Source organism: Chryseobacterium sp. FH1 (assembly GCF_000735135.1).
Taxonomy (GTDB): domain Bacteria; phylum Bacteroidota; class Bacteroidia; order Flavobacteriales; family Weeksellaceae; genus Epilithonimonas.
In genome coordinates this window covers 609,543-627,716 of record NZ_JPLZ01000006.1, presented here as the reverse complement: position 1 = coordinate 627,716, position 18,174 = coordinate 609,543, and the positions used below count along the sequence as shown (strand labels likewise).

Below are 18,174 nucleotides of genomic sequence, written 5' to 3'. Positions count from 1 at the left end.
CATAATAATTACTTGTTGTAGGTAGCCAACCCTGACCATCTGTCGCTATAGCACCAGGCCAAAACCAAGATACTTTTCTTGTCGAAGTAGGACTTCCAAGTGTTCGCTGGCGTATCCTGATTAACCCTAACTGCTTTGACAGTTTGCAATTCTCCTAATTTGTCCTCCTGGTAGAAGTTGTCTTCGCCAACAAGGTTGCCGGCTGTATCACCGTGAGTCCCGGACAGGACATAGATCATTACCGTGTTTCCGACTTTTTTGCGGATGTCTTTAACAAGTACTGTGACCTCATCACCATTTGTGACGTCGTCAAAACCATATATTGGCTGGTTTCTGGATGGCTTGGAAATAATTTTTGATGCCATAATTAATAATGTTATAATTTTCACCTACTCTATCTCAGTTTTCGGTTTCCCTGTCTTTTCATTCTCCTTAAATTGGTACAATAGGAAATCAATCAAGGATAATCATGTAAAACACATGTGGGTCTATTCCTTATCAACAGATTTTGGGGAGAATGATCAATAACTAAAGTGCTAGCTTCTTTGTTTATCTGCTGTGAAATTAAAACCTTGGGTAAAGTGCATGGGAAATGATGTCATGAGGTAGAAAACCTATGACATAAGATGCGGAAACCGCGTTACGAAAATTTAAGTGAAGTCAAAAAAGTAGTTCTTGACTTGGTAAATTAGAGGATCTTATAATTGGAAAGAAAACCTTTATATTTATCACTAAGTGTTATACTGTGATTTCCTTCAAGGAGAACCACATTTTCAGACAATGTGACCTCTATGATCTTGTCAGTATTAACAAGGAAATTCCTGTGGGTACGGACAAACTTGTATGCTTCTAAAATGGGCAAAATTTTGGTAAGTGATATTTGAACAACAAATTTTTCGGTATTGGTCACTACATTGCAATAGCGCTCTTCCACTTCAATATAGATGATCTCATCGATAGAAACCTTTTTTAGGTTTTTGCCTTTTTTGATAAATATGGAATCACTGCCAATTAGAGTATTTTCCTCTGTAGTAATAGTATTTTCCTGACCATAAAACTTTTCTATTGCCAATTCGATGGCATATAATATCTCCAGTTCGTTAAAAGGTTTTAAAAGGTAACTAAATGGTCTTGTAAGCTTTGCCTTTTCAAAGATCTGACGATCTGAGGAACTGGTCAGAAAGACAAACGGTCTGGTGCCATTTGGGGTAGCATTGATCGTTTGTGCAAGATTGATCCCTTCCGGATGACCGTCAAAAAAAATATCGATAATGAGAATATCAATTTTACAACTGTAAAAATAATTCAGAGCTTCTTCGTATCTGGAAGCAATACCTACAACATTGTAATGGTTATTCAATAGAACATCTGAAAGCATTGTGCCCTCTTCTAATGAATCTTCGACGATAAGAACATTAACTTTGGACATAGTTAGCTTTTAGTAGTGATATAATTATTTTTGTTCCTTTATGCTGTTCAGATTCGATTCTCAAGATTCCCTTGTTTTTTTCGGTCATGATCTGGCAAAGCTGTAGACCTAGACCTGTACTTCTTTCCTGAGTGCTTTTGTTGGTGAGATCACTGTCATTTTTGTTTAAAATTTCACTCTTCTGCTCCGCACTCATTCCTTTTCCTTTGTCTTCAATGATAATGCTGTGATATTTCTCTAATAAAATTTCATCATACAGCTTGATAAATCCTCCTGGATCGCTGTACTTGATGGCATTATCAAGCAGATTCCTCACTATAATTTTTAAAGATTCCTGATCTGCATAGACAAATGCTTTTACGGATATCTTATTTTCGAATGATATATTTTTTTCATCCAATAATGGCTGGTAATTGTAGACAACTTGTCTTACCAAAGAATTGACATTGATTATCTCTTGATGAAAATACAATTGCTGTGTTTGAACCAGTGCCCAATGCAACAGATTATTCAGAAGGTTCTGTGTCGAACTGACAATCGCCGAACTTTTTAGCAACTGGCCATGAAGCATCTCCAACTTCTGATTTTCATAATCATTCAGCATTTTACGGTGGCCGTAATGCAAAGAGTTCAAGTAAGATCGCAAATCATGGCTGACGATTGAAAAGAGCATGTCTTTGGTTTTATTTGATTGGCTCAACATCTCTTTTTGCTCCATGATGACTCTACCTTTTTTTAGATTTTGGTAATAAAAATAAAATCCTCCAATCAATATAATCAACAAAGTAACTGTGACATATAGGATCCTATTTTTCTCCAGTGTTCTCAGCTTATTTACTATTGTAAGATTATCGACCTCACTTTGCTTACTCTTGATGGCAAACTGTTTTTCCATCTGTGCGACAGACCATATCCTGCTCTGATCATTTAGAGAATCTGACCAAACCTCTGATTCCTTCCTATATTCAAGAGATGCTTTGTAATTTCTATTATTCTCTTGTACAACGGCCATATTGATGGCCGCGTTTTTCCTGATAAGAAAATTGTCTGATCTTTTTGATAGCTGATATGCTTTTCTATAATAATTCAAAGCCAGATCGTCTTTATATTGTTCATAGTACATTCCTGCTATATCCATGTAAGAAATGATGATTGCGTTAGTATCCTTCCTTTCTTCTTGCAATTTCAAACTGGCAAAGAGATAATATTGAGCTTTATCATAAAGACCCAAATGCAGGTAGCAAAGGCCCAAATTATGAATAATATGGTCTTCATTTATACCATACCGATCATACCGATTACATTCCACGACTGATTGAAAATATATAATTGCATTGACAAAATCACCCTGTTCCAATGATATGTCACCTAAAAAAGCGTCAACTTTTAATTTAAGAATAAAATTAGGGTTTATGCTCTCAAATGAAGACTTCGACTCTTTGAACATCTTTTTTTCCTTAAAAGCAACACCTCTAAAGTAATTGCAGAAATCTTTAACGACAGGATCTGTCTGACCTTCATCAAGCTGTCTTCCTGCATATATTAATGCAGAGTCATCTACTTTGTCCAAAAAAAAACCTGCCGCTCTGCAAAAATTTTTATCTGCTGAAAATTGCCTAGCAGTAATTTTAATCTGATGATCAATTACATTTTGCGCTTTGTACGAACCAATCGGAAATATTAGACAGATCGTGAATTTAATAATGACATTAGTTAAATGAGTGTAATATTTCATTCTTGATCAATGAAGAACTACAGATTATACTGAATCTATTTAAGTTGACACAGCTTATATTGTCTTATCTTGTATGAAGTACCGTTGTGACCGTCCCTCTGGATAAGGTTGGATCTTCATCCTTTAAATAGATCACCAATTCACCGTGATTAGTATCCGCATTCAAGTTTTTTATTTCAAAGTCTAGCCTATAATTCCTGAAACGGCGTACTGCGTTTGTCTTATTATCTTTTATATACTCTATGAAAAAAAGGTATTGATTATTAGAATCCTGGGTGATGATAAGATTTTCCTTACTTAATCTGACACTTTCATTGATGAACACATTAACACTAATTTGGATAATGTCCCTGTTGGAGTCAGAATAACTTGCTTGGACCAATGGCATAAGTGGATTCCCACCACATTTATTATTAAATTCTATAGTATTGCCGATTGTAAGTTCAAAAGGGATTGACGAATCTTTCATGATATATGTAAGTTTTAAGTTATTTAGTTATCTGCAATTTAATAAAAATAACATAATAACAAATATACCTTAACTGTAAATATTTATTTTTACAAAAACAACATTTTTAATTATGACTGATTAGATGACCAAAAGCTTTCAAATTAGCTGTGAATTTAAATAACTTATCGAAAAATGACCTCATTGTTGTGTATTAAAAAAGTGCTTTAATGTAATCAATTTATAAATTATTATTTTGCGAAAAATTAAGATAAATATTTAGGTCAGATATTTAACAAATCTGGCTTTTGAAAGGCAAACGATAGCTATGGATAAATGTTTTTTAACAGAAACTCTGAAATTTCAAAGTAACTATGTAAAGGAAACTAATCAAAAATAGGAACAAATTGATTTTATGAATCCCTTGGTCAGAAGAAATTCCATACACCATTTGCATCTTGTGATTTTGTCAAGAGAATAATAAGGATCAAAATTTCAATGAACTGCAATTGCATCTTGTGAGGTTTCTGACTTTTTCTATGCAGGTAACCATTCAGGCAGGCACAAGGAAAACTGCAATCAATTCCTTGAAAGCAATAAGAAAGAACATTGATGAAAGCTTGAAATCTTTTTGCGGAGGGTCTGGGATCTCCGATCCCGGATACCCAAAAAGATTTTTTTCCACAGTGACAACGGAATATATTTGCTATAGAAAATCAGGTAGCCTCATAAGAAATGATGGTAGCTTGAAATATGATCTGCTTATGATAGAATAATAAATAAAAAGAATGTTGTTAGAGATACGTTTGAAATACTGTCCACAGGGTTTAGGAGTATCTCAAAAAATCACTACAGTTTAGGGAAAGAATTTAATGGTATCTCTCCAAAATATGCCCACAGATAAATATTGATAAATTCTTTTTTTTATGATGTAATAAAAAGTAAGTTATGATTGTCTCAACATTATGAGAATCTACTTTTTACTGCTATTATTTGCGCTACAGCTATCCGCACAGCAAACGAATCCCAGTGTTGATGAAATCATTAACCGAGAAATGATGGAAAGGAAAATCCCGGGAGTACAGTTGGCAGTTATACAAAATGGGAAAATTATTTTAAGCAAATCCTATGGAATTGCAAATCTGCAGGACAATATTCCTGTAAGCAATACAACCATCTTTCCCATCAATTCCAACACAAAGGTTTTCACGGGCGTTGCCGTAATGCAGCTGGTCGAACAAGACAAAATCAAATTGAATGACCCGATCAGTAAATATTTGGATGATATTCCAGTTGAGTGGCAAAAGATCACGGTAGACCAGTTATTTGCCCGCCATCTCCAAGCCCCAAAACGTTAGATGTCATTGTAGAAGAACGAACGTAGTAAATATAAACAAAATTAATGAATATAATATCAACAAGAGGGGGGGTATACGAAACTCATTGCTGATAATTTTCAATAAAAGTAATGAGACAAGTAAGAATAACAGGATAAGAAAGCTTGTCAATGAACTTTTCACAGTTTCGATTATAGTTTCGATAAAAATGATCACTTGAAATTGCGAAATACCCTCCACTGTGTCAATCAGGCTAGTCCCAATAGAAATATGAACGCTGCTTGCCTGCCATAGCACCTATCAACATCATCTTATCAACAATATCATGTTTAATCAAAACTTCTCACACATCATGGTATAAAAGTACACTGTCGTTGGCGAGGTCTGCATCGTCCTAGGCAATAAGGTAAGCCTGTAAAGGTTGTTGTCTCCGGGATAGGAAATATAGATCTCATTCAGCGTATCTGTAATATTTGAGGAATCATCCAAAGACTGCCAGTCATTAGAGGTCTCGAAGGTCAATGGCTGATTGGAAGAAAATGTATTGTTACCGTAAAAAGAGCTTGCACCAGAGTTTTCACGGTGTATCCTACTATAGTAGACCACGGTCTGCTGAGCGGGATTGGTTGACAATTTTACCTGAGGGACCGGCCCCACATTGAACCTGAACTCAAATCTGCCACATTCCATAGTCCTATTGATGTCCGGTGCATTGGAAAAGACCACTACTTTTTTATTTTCCATGAGCGTGCTTGCGATCTGTTCCTTGACATTATCTTTTTGCCAAGCTCCGACCGTACCATCCGCATTGGCCACCAGCACCTTATCATACTGGGGATCAGAGCCCTTGTCTGAAGTGGCGGCCACTCGCAGATCACCATTGATGTCCAAGGTCTTTTGGGGCGTACGGGTTCCGATACCCACTTGAGAGTATGTAAGCAGTGAATTCGAAAAGACCAGTAGAAGTAGTATATTTTTCATTTTACAAAGACTGTATATAGAATTTTTCGCAAATTAGACTGAAGGTGTGATTCACAGCAGAATTCGCCAGCCTTGATAATGTAAGGCGGTACAGATTGTTCTGCCTTGGAAGGATCAGCGTATAGATGCGAACAGTATCATTGGAATCGAAGCCATCTGGGTCTAGGATGTGGTACTGTGCATAATTGTCTGCCGTAAAAGTGACGGTATCGTTGAAATAGTTGTAATAGGTACTCGTCCACCGTTTGATCCCATAGTCCAGTTCAAATTCCGTGATATTGTTTGTGGTAAATGTCGCTGTACTATTCAATTTGAATTCCGCAGTATTGTTACTGTTGATCCTGAATGTCATATCCCCACAACTGCACTCTTTCGCATTGTCTGGTGTGGTTGAAATGTACACATTTCGCTTGACCTCCACATTGTTCACATCCGACTGCATAAAGGCCGAAGTGCTGATGTGATCGACATCCCCATTGTTCTTGTTGACAGAAAGTATTTTCGGATAGGCGTTGTCCCCTGTCACGTCTGGTAATGAGGTCACTCTGAGATCTCCGTTGACATGTAGCTTCCTCTCTGGATTATCTGTATTGATTCCCACATTTTGTGTCTGGGAAAACGCTGACATGCCACTAAGCACAATTAGCAAAATGATTGTTTTTTTCATAATTAAAATTTTTCGCAAGTCGCCGCAAAGTCCCACGTATTGACAACTGGCACACCTATCTTTTGTCTTACCCTATAGATTGTGAGTCTATAGAAGTTGGGATCGTTCGGATATTGGAAATGCATGACGTTCTGCTCCGAGTCGGCTACGTTTGCCTCTGCAAATTCCTGAGGGATGTTATAGTTGGCGGAATCGAATACGAAAGGAACTGTGGCCGGGTCATTATAAGCCTTGCCCTGAAAAAACTGGAATCCATTTCCAGACCAGTTCTGCTCCATGCTCATGAAGATATTCACAGTTTCGACGGGATCATCGACCAATCGGAACTTTATACGTGAATCGGAACCATTGTCAAATAGAAAATAAAATTTCCCGCAAGTCAGGATTCGTGCAGGATCACCATTTTCAGTACTCATACTGAACAACTGGCTGTACGCCTCCTTGCTTGCTTCATCTGTGCCATTGGTCGACGGCAACAAGTTGCTTTTCAAGATATAGTCTATGTTTCCCTGCTGGTCTTCCACAAGAATACGGTCATACGTTGAAGGCCTATCAGACTCATCAACTATCTTTCTGACAGCCAAGTCGCCCACCACATGCAGTGTTTTCGTAGGGACGCTTGTATTGATTCCTACTTGTGCATTAAAATTTTGAAACAATACCAAACCAAATAGACAAAAAAAAGCTCTAGACATATACAAAATTTCATTAATGACGATAAACAACTACAAGTCTCACAACATTTGAGAATAATTATTGCAAATATAATAAAATTTGAAATATATGTAATATTCTCATTTGTTCTTTTCACATTATCATAATTTTTCTCGTCAACATGTTTAATAATGATAGAATGGTCACTACCGATTGATGGTTGTTATCGAGATTATCAAGTTCCATTATCTTTTGTCATTCAATATTTGAATTTTGATTCCTTCTAATTTCACACGGTCATTTGTTGAAGAGAAGTTGAAAAGATAGAAACCTTTCGCCGATGCAACTGTTGAGTTTTCGCCAGATACTTACCAGATCCATATCGCACCTAAAAGGCTTAGGGAGGAAAAGGTACAATGCAGATTTTACAGGAGAAGATAGTTGAATTGGCAAAGTATGGGATACCGAACACTGATCAGGCTGGTTAGGATAGTATAATATGACCAGCCTTGAATACATTTAAGTAAAAAATAGCATCGCTACTTTCTTATTTTCAAACAGATTAGATTATCATAAATGAGTTTCGAATCGAAAGGATCATTGAGAAATAATGCATTCTGTCTGGATATTTTCCAAGCAAAGTAAGGGCATGATCTTATAAATTGATATAAAGATCGTTTTGATGACAAGGTAGTATCGTAGATTTGATCACTAAACCATTTATCTAGCACATTTGAAAGATCATGCTTTATCTTTGTTAGGCACTGAAGCTTTATCACAGCACTAGCGATCAGACTTCTTTTACAGAGCGTGGATCGATATTAAGAACACATTTTCGTCTGACAAAGACGAATCCACTTTGGAAAGTGTGGTATTTGGAGAGAAAGTTGCCATAGATGCGTACCAAGACGCATTGGACAGTCGAGACCTGTGTCCCGAAAGAACATCTGTGGTCCTGGACCAGCTTCACACCTCAAATCATCATATGCCAAATTCTAAAATCCAGCACAAAGTTTAAGCGAAGCAGCAGTCCTTACATCAAAAAGTAGTGCTATGGCATGTAACAAAAAATAGCTCAGGATTGTCATAATATTGAACTATTCACAGGATCATGAAGAAGACATTGCTTTCAATTATTTTAGTCACACCTTTTTTGGCTCTCTCGCAAAGTATAACAGGGAAGATCACACGATCTGGAAAACAGGTTTCCTATGTGGAGATCGTTGCGGTAAAAGATAAACTCAAACAAACAACAATTTCCGATGACCAAGGGGATTATGCTTTGAAACTTCCTGAAAATGGAATATATCAGGTGGTTTGCATTGTCGACGGGATCGAAGTCTCAAAAGATGACGTCACTGTCAACGGAAGCGTGGAGCACGATCTTTCTCTCGAAAGCAAGCCTGCAAGAGAGATCGATGGCGTTGTCGTAACGGCGAAAAAGAGATTGATCGAAAGAAAGGCGGACCGTTTGGTCTTCAATGTCGCCAATTCGGTGGCCTCGCAGGGAATGGACGGCATAGAAGCTCTCAACAGCACCCCACAGATCAGAGTTGATGAAAACGCGGGGATCTCTATGGTCGGGAAAAGCGCGGTAGCAGTGATGATCAATGACAGGATGCTGAACCTTACCGGGACCGAGCTCATCAATTACCTCAAAGGCCTGCGTTCGGAAAACATCGAAAAGATAGAAGTGATCACCGCGCCACCATCCAGATACGAGGCCCAGGGAAACAGCGGACTGATCAACATCGTTCTGAAGAAAAACCAGAACATGGGCTGGAACGGAAGTCTGACGACCAGTCTCTTTCAGACCACATATGCCGGGTTTTCCAATTCCGCAACGGTCAATTATCAAGGTGGAAAACTGAGGTCATCACTGAAGCTTAGACAATACGACAGTCAGAAACATTCGTATGAGAACTATAAGATCATTGGCTCAGACGGAATGGCAAGTTCAGATGACAGGAGAGATTTCTGGAGCGGCGGAGGCCTTAATTATAGTCTGGACTATGAACTCAATAAAAGATCAAGTGTTGGACTGGTCTACGATCAAGGACTCGGAAACTCAGGGATGGACATCACGAACACTTCGGATTATTTTGATAGTGAAAGTTACACCAATACCCTGTCCACCTACGCAGAGCATCGCACAAAAAATAAGAACAGTACCATAAGCGCCTACTACGACCTGAAATTCGGAAAGCGGGACAACAAACTGAGCGTTACGGGAAATTACTTCTCCAATACGCCCTCAAGCAATATCGATTTCACAACGATCGGCAATTCTGGTAACTCTTCGGTCGTAAAGACACCGTCTGAACTGAACTACAGAATATATTCAGGTCAGGCCGATCTTACGCTTCCGTTTGGATCTGCAAGGACGGAGGCCGGAGTCAAGTTCACCACCTTCGACAACAATTCCGACATCAGATACCAGGATCTGATCAATGGAACCTATGTCACAGATCCGTTGCGAAGCGATCTTTTCAACTACAAGGAAAAGAATTATGCTACGTACATCAGCATGGAAAGGCAATTTGCTGAAAGATGGACATTAAAAGCAGGCCTGAGATATGAATATTCTACCGTAAGCGGCGAATCGGCTTCCACAGGACAGAATACCGAAAATTCCTACGGTAAATTTTTTCCAACCGCCTATCTGTCATACAAAGCCGATGATAACAACACTTTTAACATCAATTACTCAAAAAGGATCAACCGCCCGGGTTTTCGAGCCATCAATCCTTTCCGCTGGTACACGAACATAAATTCCTACTATTCCGGAAACCCGGCATTAAATCCCTCCATCAATCATAATTTTGAACTTTCTTATCTGTATAGGGGCAAGCTTTCCGTCTCTGCATACTTTCAGAGGGAGTTGGATGCTTTCAGCCAGATCGTAGTTTTGGACGGAGAGAACAAGACCAGCAATTTCTATAATTTTTTCAACAAGAACAGTACGGGAATTTCACTGAGCTTTTCCGACACCTTGTTCAATTTCTGGGAAGTCAACTACTCCGGTGACCTCTCACATATGGAAACCCAGGTCTATGCGACCGATGCTGCTTCCAGAAAAGGAAACAGCACGACCTTCAACCTCCAGAATAGTTTTGCCTTGAAAAAGGACAAGACAATCCAGTTCTTCATGAACTACTGGTTCCGCCTGCCGTCAAACATTGGAAATGTCTATTCTTACTTTGTCGGAAATCTCACCTCCGGCGTGAAATTAAATCTGATGAACAAAGATCTTCAGATGAATGTCTACGTTTCTGATATTTTTCGTCAGGCGAAGAGTCACGGGGAGATCTACTACCAGAATTCCACACATACATTCAACAACTATTATGATGGGCAAAACCTGACCGTTTCGTTGACTTACAGTTTTGGAAATAAAACAGTAAAGGCACAGGGTCGAAATGTGAGATTTGAGGAAAAGAACCGGGCGAATTAAAAATTTTTATTTGCATCATATCTTTTGAGAATAAATTGCATTTCCTGTAGGAAGTCGGCTACACCTATCATCAATCAATCAATCAATCAATCGCAATCAATTCCTATTGATTAGGTTTTAACGATCCATAGAAAGATTATTTCGTTATATCTTTGGTCTTCAAGTTGCAGTATGTGATCATATATCACAGAATGAAAAATTCAGACAACCTTTCTAAATTATCCAATGATGAACTTTTAAGAACACTTAAAAGAGCAAAAACACATTTTATCGGTTTTATGATTTTTTTCGCCCTCCTTGTAATTGGTTGTAATTATTTTACATTTACAATCGGACCAGGTTACTATACATTGATTCCGATGGCGTTTATTCCAATAATCATTGCCCATATTTTCAATTATGGAAAGATCAAGCAGGAAGTAACTATGAGGAGATTACATTAAATAGTAGTCCAAATGCACGGATAGCTTAAATGGAATCAAGATTTGGACACGTCATTGCTACTTTGGGAGAAACATATCTGGAAGTTGAAAATTATGAACAGACCATTAAAACTGCATCTTCAGAATAATAATGCGAAAGAAATGATTAAAAAGCTGAGACAAAAGCATTAATCTTTTCTATATTTGGTAATATTAAAATTATCCAAAAATGCTGAAAGAATTTGCAGATTTTTCTGATGTTGAAATACAGTTATTCAATGAAAATATCTGTAAAAAGTATTTGGACAAAAATGAGACATTAAGCAGAGAAGGTGATATTTCAAAATCCATATTTTTCATTGCTAAAGGGTCATTTTACCAATCATACTATGTTGACATTTGTGAAGAGGAGATCATAACTGATCTTTATCTGGAAAACGAATGGCCATTCGACCACGAAAGTCTCATCAGTCAATTGCCTGCAACAGCATCTATTAAGACCTTTGAGTATTCCGAAGTATTAGAATTGACGTTAGATAGTCTTCATCATCTTATTAGGGTATCACAGAAATTTCTTCGATTTAATAGGCTTTTGAGTATAGGATCAAAAATGTCTTATTTTGACAGAAATATGAATCCCGCTGAAAAAATACAGTCATTTGCTTAAAACCAAACCGAAGCTTATACAGAGATTCCCTTTAACAATGATCGCTTCTTACCTTAAGATCAGACCTGAAACTTTGAGCCGTGTCAGATCGAATGTCACTATTTGATTTTAATCAAGTGCTATTATGCGGATTTATCATCATTTTCGAAAAAAAATATGATGACGACCATAATTCCCAAACTGCCGATGCGTAGTAAAGCACCCACCAAAAACTATTACATTCAATTAGGATTTGAAGCTTCTGCAAATGATTTTGTAGGCTATCTGATGATGAAAAAAGATAATATGGAGATTCACTTTTTTGAATTCAAAGATCTTTCACCAGACCAAAATTATGGACAGATCTACATCAGATGCTACGACGTAGATCTGATCTATAAAACTTGCTGTGAAATAGATATTAAAATACATCCGGCTGGAGATTTGAGTGAAAAACCATGGGGACAAAAAGAATTTTCTTTGCTGGATCCTGATAACAATCTGATCACCTTTGGACAGGCATTATTATAAATGAATATTGCCCCGCAATTGTTATGATTTTATAAGACAATAGCAAAATTGTAAGACAGCAGAAAAAATGAATAAGATAAGAAGGCAATTGACACTTTTTTTGGATGATCATTATTCAACAGAAATTGAAACGATCAGGAGAAAATACAATCCTGATCAGTATAAACTGATCAGATCTCACGTTACACTTTGTCGTGAAGACGAAATTGAAGATCTAGCGAAGATCAAAATTAATATCAGCCAGCTTGATTTGGATTCCATCAGGATCAACTTTGATCAATTGATGAGATTTTCGAACCAAAAAGGTGTAATGATAAGTGCAAAACATGACAATCATCAATACCACTATTTACGTCAAGCAATTCTCAAAGACTGTAATATACCGCTTACTTTTCCATATCCTCACATCACGTTAATGCATCCACGCAATTCTACTTGCACAGATGAGATATTTGATGAGATCAAAAAAATAAAAATTCCCGAATCCATCCTTTTCAAAGAATTTTCGCTGATACAGCAGACAGATGATAATGAATGGGAACTATTGGAAACATTCCAAATGTAAGTTATATAAATTGAATTAATCATTGACTTGGTAATATCTTACACTTAAAAACTGATTTTTTTGATAAAACAGAATAACGCTTTAAGAAACGATTAGAAAATGATTTGGTTACCCGTTAAATCGGAAAATTATCAGAAAATAGATCATTCCAAGTGAACCTAAATTTTGAAAACCTCAATAAATAAACTCATAATTATTTTAATTAATTAATGTTTTACGATAATTAATTATATATTTGCATTAACAAATTAATTGATTATCCTATGAATCAGAGTAAGAACATATCAAAGATCCTGTACTATCTGTGCATTTTGTTATCAGCGGGCTATCTCCTTACATTCATCTATTCGGTATTTTGCCTTTCAACCGGTTTTGCTGTTACACCATATAAGGAAAATCTATATCTGCACATCAATTATCCTTTTACGGAACAGTCATTCCTGATCATTGAGAACAATTACCCATATATTATTCTCTCATTCTTATTGGTTTTATGCACATATGGAATCTTTTTTTGGTTATCTGCTAAAGTGTTTAAGGTATTTTGCCAGACAAAATTATTTACAGAAGAAAATATAATGCAGTTAAAAAGATTTTACATTTATAATATTTTCTTTCCTCTCCCTATTGTCATTATAGCAAGTTTTTTTGTGGAAGTTGAGTCTGTGATCTGGGGATTGGTCTTCATCCACTTTATGTTAGGAATTTTCTGTTTTTTCCTCGCTAATATTTTTAAACAGGGATTACATTTGCAAAACGAACAAGATCTATTTATATAAAAATGCCAATTATCATCAACTTAGACGTTATGCTTGCCAAACGAAAAATGCAGAGTAAAGAATTGGCAGAGAAACTGGGAATCAGCACCGTTAACCTCTCTGTTCTTAAAACAGGAAAGGCAAAAGGTGTGCGTTTTGATACGCTGGAAGCTATCTGTAAAGCTTTGGAATGTCAGCCGGGAGACATCCTAGAGTATAAAGAGGAATAATCCAATATCTCAAAAAAGTGTTTGCGACTTTAGGTCGTAAAGTTTTACCGTAAAAAATTTTCACACATAATTTCGAAAGCAATGGAAACGTTGCCAGGATTTCTATACCCTAAAATCAATCCTATGAATACCTTATACATCAACGATCTAAACCTTATCTACAAAAATGGTTTTCAGGCCATTAAAAATATTTCCTTGGAAATAGAAAACGGAATGTTCGGTCTATTGGGACCCAATGGCGCTGGAAAATCATCTTTGATGAAAACCATCGTAGGTCTGCAGAAACCCACATCTGGAACTATCATCTTCAACGGAGTCGATGTTTCTGAAAATCCGGATCATATCAAACAAAATCTCGGATTTCTTCCCCAGGATTTCGGCGTTTATCCCAAAGTATCGGCCTACGATCTTTTGCAACATATCGCCATATTGAAAGGAATCACAGACAGTTCCGAGCGGAAAAAGCAGATATTGAACTTGCTTGAAAAAGTAAATCTCTCTGATTTTAGAAATAAGGAAGTCCATACCTTTTCCGGAGGAATGAGACAGCGTTTCGGCGTTGCACAGGCTTTATTGGGAAACCCAAAGATCATAATCGTGGATGAACCGACCGCCGGTTTGGATCCTGAAGAACGAAACCGGTTCAATTCTTTACTGAATGATATCAGCAATGACGTGATCGTTGTTCTTTCGACCCATCTGGTTGAAGATGTGCGGAATCTCTGTTCAGAAGTTGCGGTTATCAATAAGGGAAAGCTTCTTAGGCAGGGAAATCCAAACGAGTTGATTGCCGAACTGGAAAACAAGATCTGGTCAAGACCTATCGGAAAAGAGGAGTTGGGATCTTATCAATCCAACTACACGATCATCAGTCAACAATTGATAGAAAGAGAATTACATATCACTGCATTTTCGGAACAGGGGCTTCAAGATTTTTCTTCAGTAAAACCTTCTTTGGAGCACGTTTATTTTAATACGCTCACTCAAAAACCTTAATTATGAATGCTTTATTTTTATTCGAGGGCAGACGTCTTGTAAAACGTTGGCCAGCATACCTTGTTGCCGTAATTTTAGTATTGATCGGCATTTTCTGCGGATACCAGTTCAATTTTACGGTTGGAGAAGGAATTTATCTCAATTCGCCTTACACCATTGGTTTTATGACCGGATTGCTGAGTTTGGTCATTATCTTTTTTGCGATCATTTTTGCCATTCAGATTCTTTTTAAAGATCAGGATTCGAAATTTGACATTCTTATTTTTTCCTATCCTTTTTCAAAGCAAACTTACCTACAAGGGAAATTTCTCACCTTTTTTCTGCAGACTTTTCTAAGTTTTACATTTCTGATGATCGGATTTGTGATCGGACAAAATTTGCGGACAGGAAGTGAGATCCAACCTTATTTTCATTTTTGGCATTACTTCTACCCTCTTCTGATCTTCGGAGGAATCAATTGTTTTATAGTGTGCAGCTTTTTGTTTTTCATCTCGTTCAATACGAAGAAAAAGCTTCTGGTCGTTGTCGGCGGACTGTTTCTTTATGTACTTTATATGATTATTCTGGTCTTTTCGAATTCACCGTTTATGGCAGGAAGCCTACCGCAATCATTGGAAACACAACAATTGTCGGCATTGATCGATCCTTTTGGAATGTCATCTTATTTTTTTGAAGCAAGAATATTATCCGCTCAGCAGAAAAATGAGATCATTGTTCCGTTCTGGGGATATTTATTGATCAACAGGATCGTATTTCTAATTATTTCAATCCTTCTTCTATTACTGACTTACAGATTGTTTTCTTTGTCAACATTTTCTAAAAATAAAAGTAAAAACAAAAATCAAATAGTGAATGTTTCTTTTAGTCATAATTTGGAACAATTTACAACCACAAAATCAGTATTTGGAATTTCTGCCGGGATGAGATCTGTTTTGTCATTTGCGAAAATCGACCTCATTTATCTTTTTAAAAGTATCACTATTATAGCCGTTTCTATATTGCTTTTATTTTTTGTAGGGATGGAAATGTATGCCGAGATCGAAAAAGGAATCCGTCTTCCCCAGAAATATGCAAGCTCAGGATTGATGTCGACCACTATTTCGGAAAATTTTCATTTGTTTGGAATGCTGATCGTTATCTATTTCATCAACGATCTCTATTGGAGAAGCCATTCATCGGGATTCTCACTGATTGAAAAAAGCACCTATTTTTCTAAAAGAAAATTGAGCGGACATTTTATTTCCATCAGTATTTTATTGATCTTTCTTACAGCGATTCTAATTTTGGAAGGATTGATATTTCAGTTTATTTACAACTATTTTCATATCAACTGGAATGCGTATCTCGGAACAGTTCTTTTCAATACTTTTCCTCTGATTCTTTTCTCAGCTTTTATGTTGTTGATCAATGATAATATCAAAAATCGGTTTATCGCTTTAGGAGTTTCCGTTCTAGCAGGTTTTATGTTCGCCGGACCAGTTTCAAAGAAGATCATTTCTTATCCATTATTGAGAATTTTCTCAGATTACAAAGGCGTTTACAGTGATTTCAACGGATACGGAATCTATGCATCGGCTTTTGCAGAAAGACTGTTATTCGGACTAGGCCTGATTGCTTTTTTATGGTTGATCATTGAATGGGTCAAAACTAAAAGATGGAATATCAAACCAATCATCTTCACAGTCATTTTATTATCAATTGGAGTTTTTACTGGAAATCTCTATATGAAAGGCTTTATTTCAAAAAATGAAGATGAAAAATTAGTACGGTCAGCACAATATGAAAAGAATTTCAAGCACTATGAAAATCTTGCACAGCCAACAATCACAGACATAAACACAGACATTGAACTTTATCCGTCTGACAATTCTTATAAGATCAACGGGACTTATCAATTGGTCAATCAAACTGACAAGCCAATTCATAAGATTTTAATTAATTTTCATCCTGATTTAAAAATAGAATCAGCCTTGTTAATTAAACATTCTATATCAAAAAAGATCGATGAGGAAGTCACCGAAATTTATTTAAAAAAGCCCTTACAGCCTGGAGAAACAGCCAGCCTTGATTTTAAAATTTCTTATCATTGGTCTGCCGTGAATGGTCACGATTCATTTAATTCAATCATCGAAAACGGGTCTTTTATGAGAATCAGCCGGTATTTCCCAACGTTCGGTTATCAAGCTACTAATGAAATTGAAAATGAAGGAAAACGGACTGAATTTAAATTGGGAAAACAATCGGAATTAAAAAAGTTGGAAGCTCCGGAAGTTTTCAAGAAGGATTTCATTAATTTGGACATGCTCGTTTCCACAGAAAGAGATCAGACTGCTGTAGGAACTGGAGATCTAATACAACATTATGTTAGAAATAACAGAACCTATTTCCGGTACAAAGCTGAAAACATTCCGTTTCGTTTCGCTGTTTCTTCCGCAAAATATCAGGTAAAGACCGCCGTCTACAAAGGAATAGCGATCAACATCTATTATAATCAAAAACATCCGGAAAATGTGAATCATCTGATTGAAAATGCGAAACTGACTTTAGATTACTGCACACAAAATTTTGGAAAATATCCTTTCAAGACCATCAACTTTGCAGAAGTTTCTTCCTTCACGAAAGGTTTTGCAGCTACCGCTTATCCTTCATCGATCTTTATGACAGAAGATATGCTGTTTCACGCACATATCAACTCGGATCAGAATCAGGACGTGGTCAATGAGCTTGCGGGGCACGAGCTATCACATCTCTGGTGGGGAAACAGCCAGATCGACCCCGATGAAAGAGAAGGCGCAGTAATGCTGACAGAAACTATGGCCATGTACACCGAAATGATGCTTTACAAAAAGATGCACGGAAGAGAAAAAATGATGGAGAGAATAAAGATGCACCAACAGATCTATGACAACGAAAAAGGTCTATCTGAGATTCAGCCACTCTATAAAGTTACGGGAGACAAAACGCACATATCATATTCTAGAGGCGCTGCGGTGATGGTTAAATTGAGTGAAACAATCGGTGAAGATCAGGTAAACAAAGCCCTTAAAAATTTTCTTTTACATAATCAATATCCTAAGAAGCCCACCACTTTGGACTTAATAAAAGAGTTTTATAAGGTGAGTCCTAATGAAGCGGTTAAACGAAAAGTCGACGTTTTATTCAGATCAAAATAACTTCCAAACCTTTATCTACAAGAAGTTTTCATAAATTATTGTTGTAAAGGTTTCCATGTCGGATCGAATTACGGCGAAAGGAACAACTTTTCGTAGTAACATGCAAAATTTTTAACTTTTTTGAATATGATATGTTCATTGGTCTTTT

General features: G+C 36.8%; 18 protein-coding genes. 11 read left to right on the top strand and 7 right to left on the bottom strand.

Features of this window, described 5'->3' with window-relative positions:
- Nucleotides 1–8 precede the first annotated feature (8 nt).
- The 4 genes from IO90_RS09890 to IO90_RS09875 form a co-directional block, all read right to left on the bottom strand.
- Nucleotides 9–365, bottom strand: a complete 357-nt coding sequence (locus tag IO90_RS09890; protein WP_034966038.1) for a hypothetical protein — start codon at nt 363–365, stop codon at nt 9–11.
- A gap of 323 nt (nt 366–688) precedes the next feature.
- Nucleotides 689–1,429 carry a LytR/AlgR family response regulator transcription factor gene (locus IO90_RS09885; protein WP_034966037.1) on the bottom strand — a complete coding sequence of 247 codons (741 nt, stop codon included), beginning with the start codon at nt 1,427–1,429 and terminating at the stop codon, nt 689–691.
- On the bottom strand, nt 1,416–3,164 hold the full coding sequence (locus IO90_RS09880; RefSeq protein WP_034966035.1) for a tetratricopeptide repeat-containing sensor histidine kinase: 1,749 nt from the start codon (nt 3,162–3,164) through the stop codon (nt 1,416–1,418). Before IO90_RS09880 ends, IO90_RS09885 begins: the two co-directional genes overlap by 14 nt.
- A gap of 64 nt (nt 3,165–3,228) precedes the next feature.
- Nucleotides 3,229–3,633: a hypothetical protein gene (locus tag IO90_RS09875; RefSeq protein WP_034966033.1), complete on the bottom strand. Its 405-nt coding sequence runs from the start codon at nt 3,631–3,633 to the stop codon at nt 3,229–3,231.
- A 944-nt stretch (nt 3,634–4,577) separates the two neighbouring features.
- Here IO90_RS09875 and IO90_RS09865 point away from each other — a divergent pair.
- Nucleotides 4,578–4,970 (top strand): serine hydrolase domain-containing protein, encoded by a 393-nt coding sequence (locus IO90_RS09865; protein WP_034966029.1) that lies wholly within the window; start codon nt 4,578–4,580, stop codon nt 4,968–4,970.
- Between the two features lie 312 nt (nt 4,971–5,282).
- Here the strand turns inward: IO90_RS09865 and IO90_RS09860 are convergent, their stop codons facing one another.
- From IO90_RS09860 to IO90_RS09850, 3 genes are read right to left on the bottom strand one after another with little or no spacing between them, the layout of a single operon-like run.
- On the bottom strand, nt 5,283–5,930 hold the full coding sequence (locus tag IO90_RS09860) for a hypothetical protein (protein WP_034966027.1): 648 nt from the start codon (nt 5,928–5,930) through the stop codon (nt 5,283–5,285).
- Between the two features lies 1 nt (nt 5,931).
- Entirely contained in the window at nt 5,932–6,597 is a 666-nt protein-coding gene (locus tag IO90_RS09855; RefSeq protein WP_034966025.1) for a hypothetical protein, read from the bottom strand.
- Between the two features lie 2 nt (nt 6,598–6,599).
- On the bottom strand, nt 6,600–7,181 hold the full coding sequence (locus IO90_RS09850) for a hypothetical protein (protein WP_131450853.1): 582 nt from the start codon (nt 7,179–7,181) through the stop codon (nt 6,600–6,602).
- An 884-nt stretch (nt 7,182–8,065) separates the two neighbouring features.
- Between IO90_RS09850 and IO90_RS18765 the strand changes: the two genes are divergently transcribed.
- The 10 genes from IO90_RS18765 (at nt 8,066) to IO90_RS09805 (ending at nt 18,026) form a co-directional block, all read left to right on the top strand.
- Nucleotides 8,066–8,269 (top strand): hypothetical protein, encoded by a 204-nt coding sequence (locus tag IO90_RS18765; RefSeq protein ID WP_081871800.1) that lies wholly within the window; start codon nt 8,066–8,068, stop codon nt 8,267–8,269.
- Nucleotides 8,270–8,362: 93 nt separating this feature from the next.
- Nucleotides 8,363–10,705, top strand: coding sequence for an outer membrane beta-barrel family protein (locus IO90_RS09845; RefSeq protein ID WP_034966020.1), 2,343 nt, complete (start codon nt 8,363–8,365; stop codon nt 10,703–10,705).
- Between the two features lie 191 nt (nt 10,706–10,896).
- A complete protein-coding gene (locus IO90_RS09840) occupies nt 10,897–11,148 on the top strand; it encodes a hypothetical protein (RefSeq protein WP_034966018.1) in 252 nt (83 codons plus the stop codon).
- A gap of 208 nt (nt 11,149–11,356) precedes the next feature.
- Complete coding sequence (locus IO90_RS09835) at nt 11,357–11,794, top strand: Crp/Fnr family transcriptional regulator (RefSeq protein ID WP_034966016.1); 438 nt, start codon at nt 11,357–11,359, stop codon at nt 11,792–11,794.
- Between the two features lie 156 nt (nt 11,795–11,950).
- Nucleotides 11,951–12,304, top strand: a complete 354-nt coding sequence (locus IO90_RS09830) for a glyoxalase/bleomycin resistance/extradiol dioxygenase family protein (RefSeq protein ID WP_034966015.1) — start codon at nt 11,951–11,953, stop codon at nt 12,302–12,304.
- Nucleotides 12,305–12,371: 67 nt separating this feature from the next.
- Nucleotides 12,372–12,869, top strand: coding sequence for a 2'-5' RNA ligase family protein (locus IO90_RS19095; protein ID WP_034966013.1), 498 nt, complete (start codon nt 12,372–12,374; stop codon nt 12,867–12,869).
- A gap of 263 nt (nt 12,870–13,132) precedes the next feature.
- Nucleotides 13,133–13,648, top strand: coding sequence for a DUF2975 domain-containing protein (locus IO90_RS09820; RefSeq protein ID WP_034966011.1), 516 nt, complete (start codon nt 13,133–13,135; stop codon nt 13,646–13,648).
- A 2-nt stretch (nt 13,649–13,650) separates the two neighbouring features.
- Nucleotides 13,651–13,857: a helix-turn-helix domain-containing protein gene (locus IO90_RS09815; protein WP_034966009.1), complete on the top strand. Its 207-nt coding sequence runs from the start codon at nt 13,651–13,653 to the stop codon at nt 13,855–13,857.
- A 123-nt stretch (nt 13,858–13,980) separates the two neighbouring features.
- The gene (locus IO90_RS09810; protein ID WP_034968871.1) at nt 13,981–14,853 is read left to right on the top strand and encodes an ABC transporter ATP-binding protein; all 873 of its coding nucleotides are present in this window, start codon (nt 13,981–13,983) and stop codon (nt 14,851–14,853) included.
- A 2-nt stretch (nt 14,854–14,855) separates the two neighbouring features.
- Complete coding sequence (locus tag IO90_RS09805; RefSeq protein WP_034966006.1) at nt 14,856–18,026, top strand: ABC transporter permease/M1 family aminopeptidase; 3,171 nt, start codon at nt 14,856–14,858, stop codon at nt 18,024–18,026.
- Nucleotides 18,027–18,174: the final 148 nt, after the last annotated feature.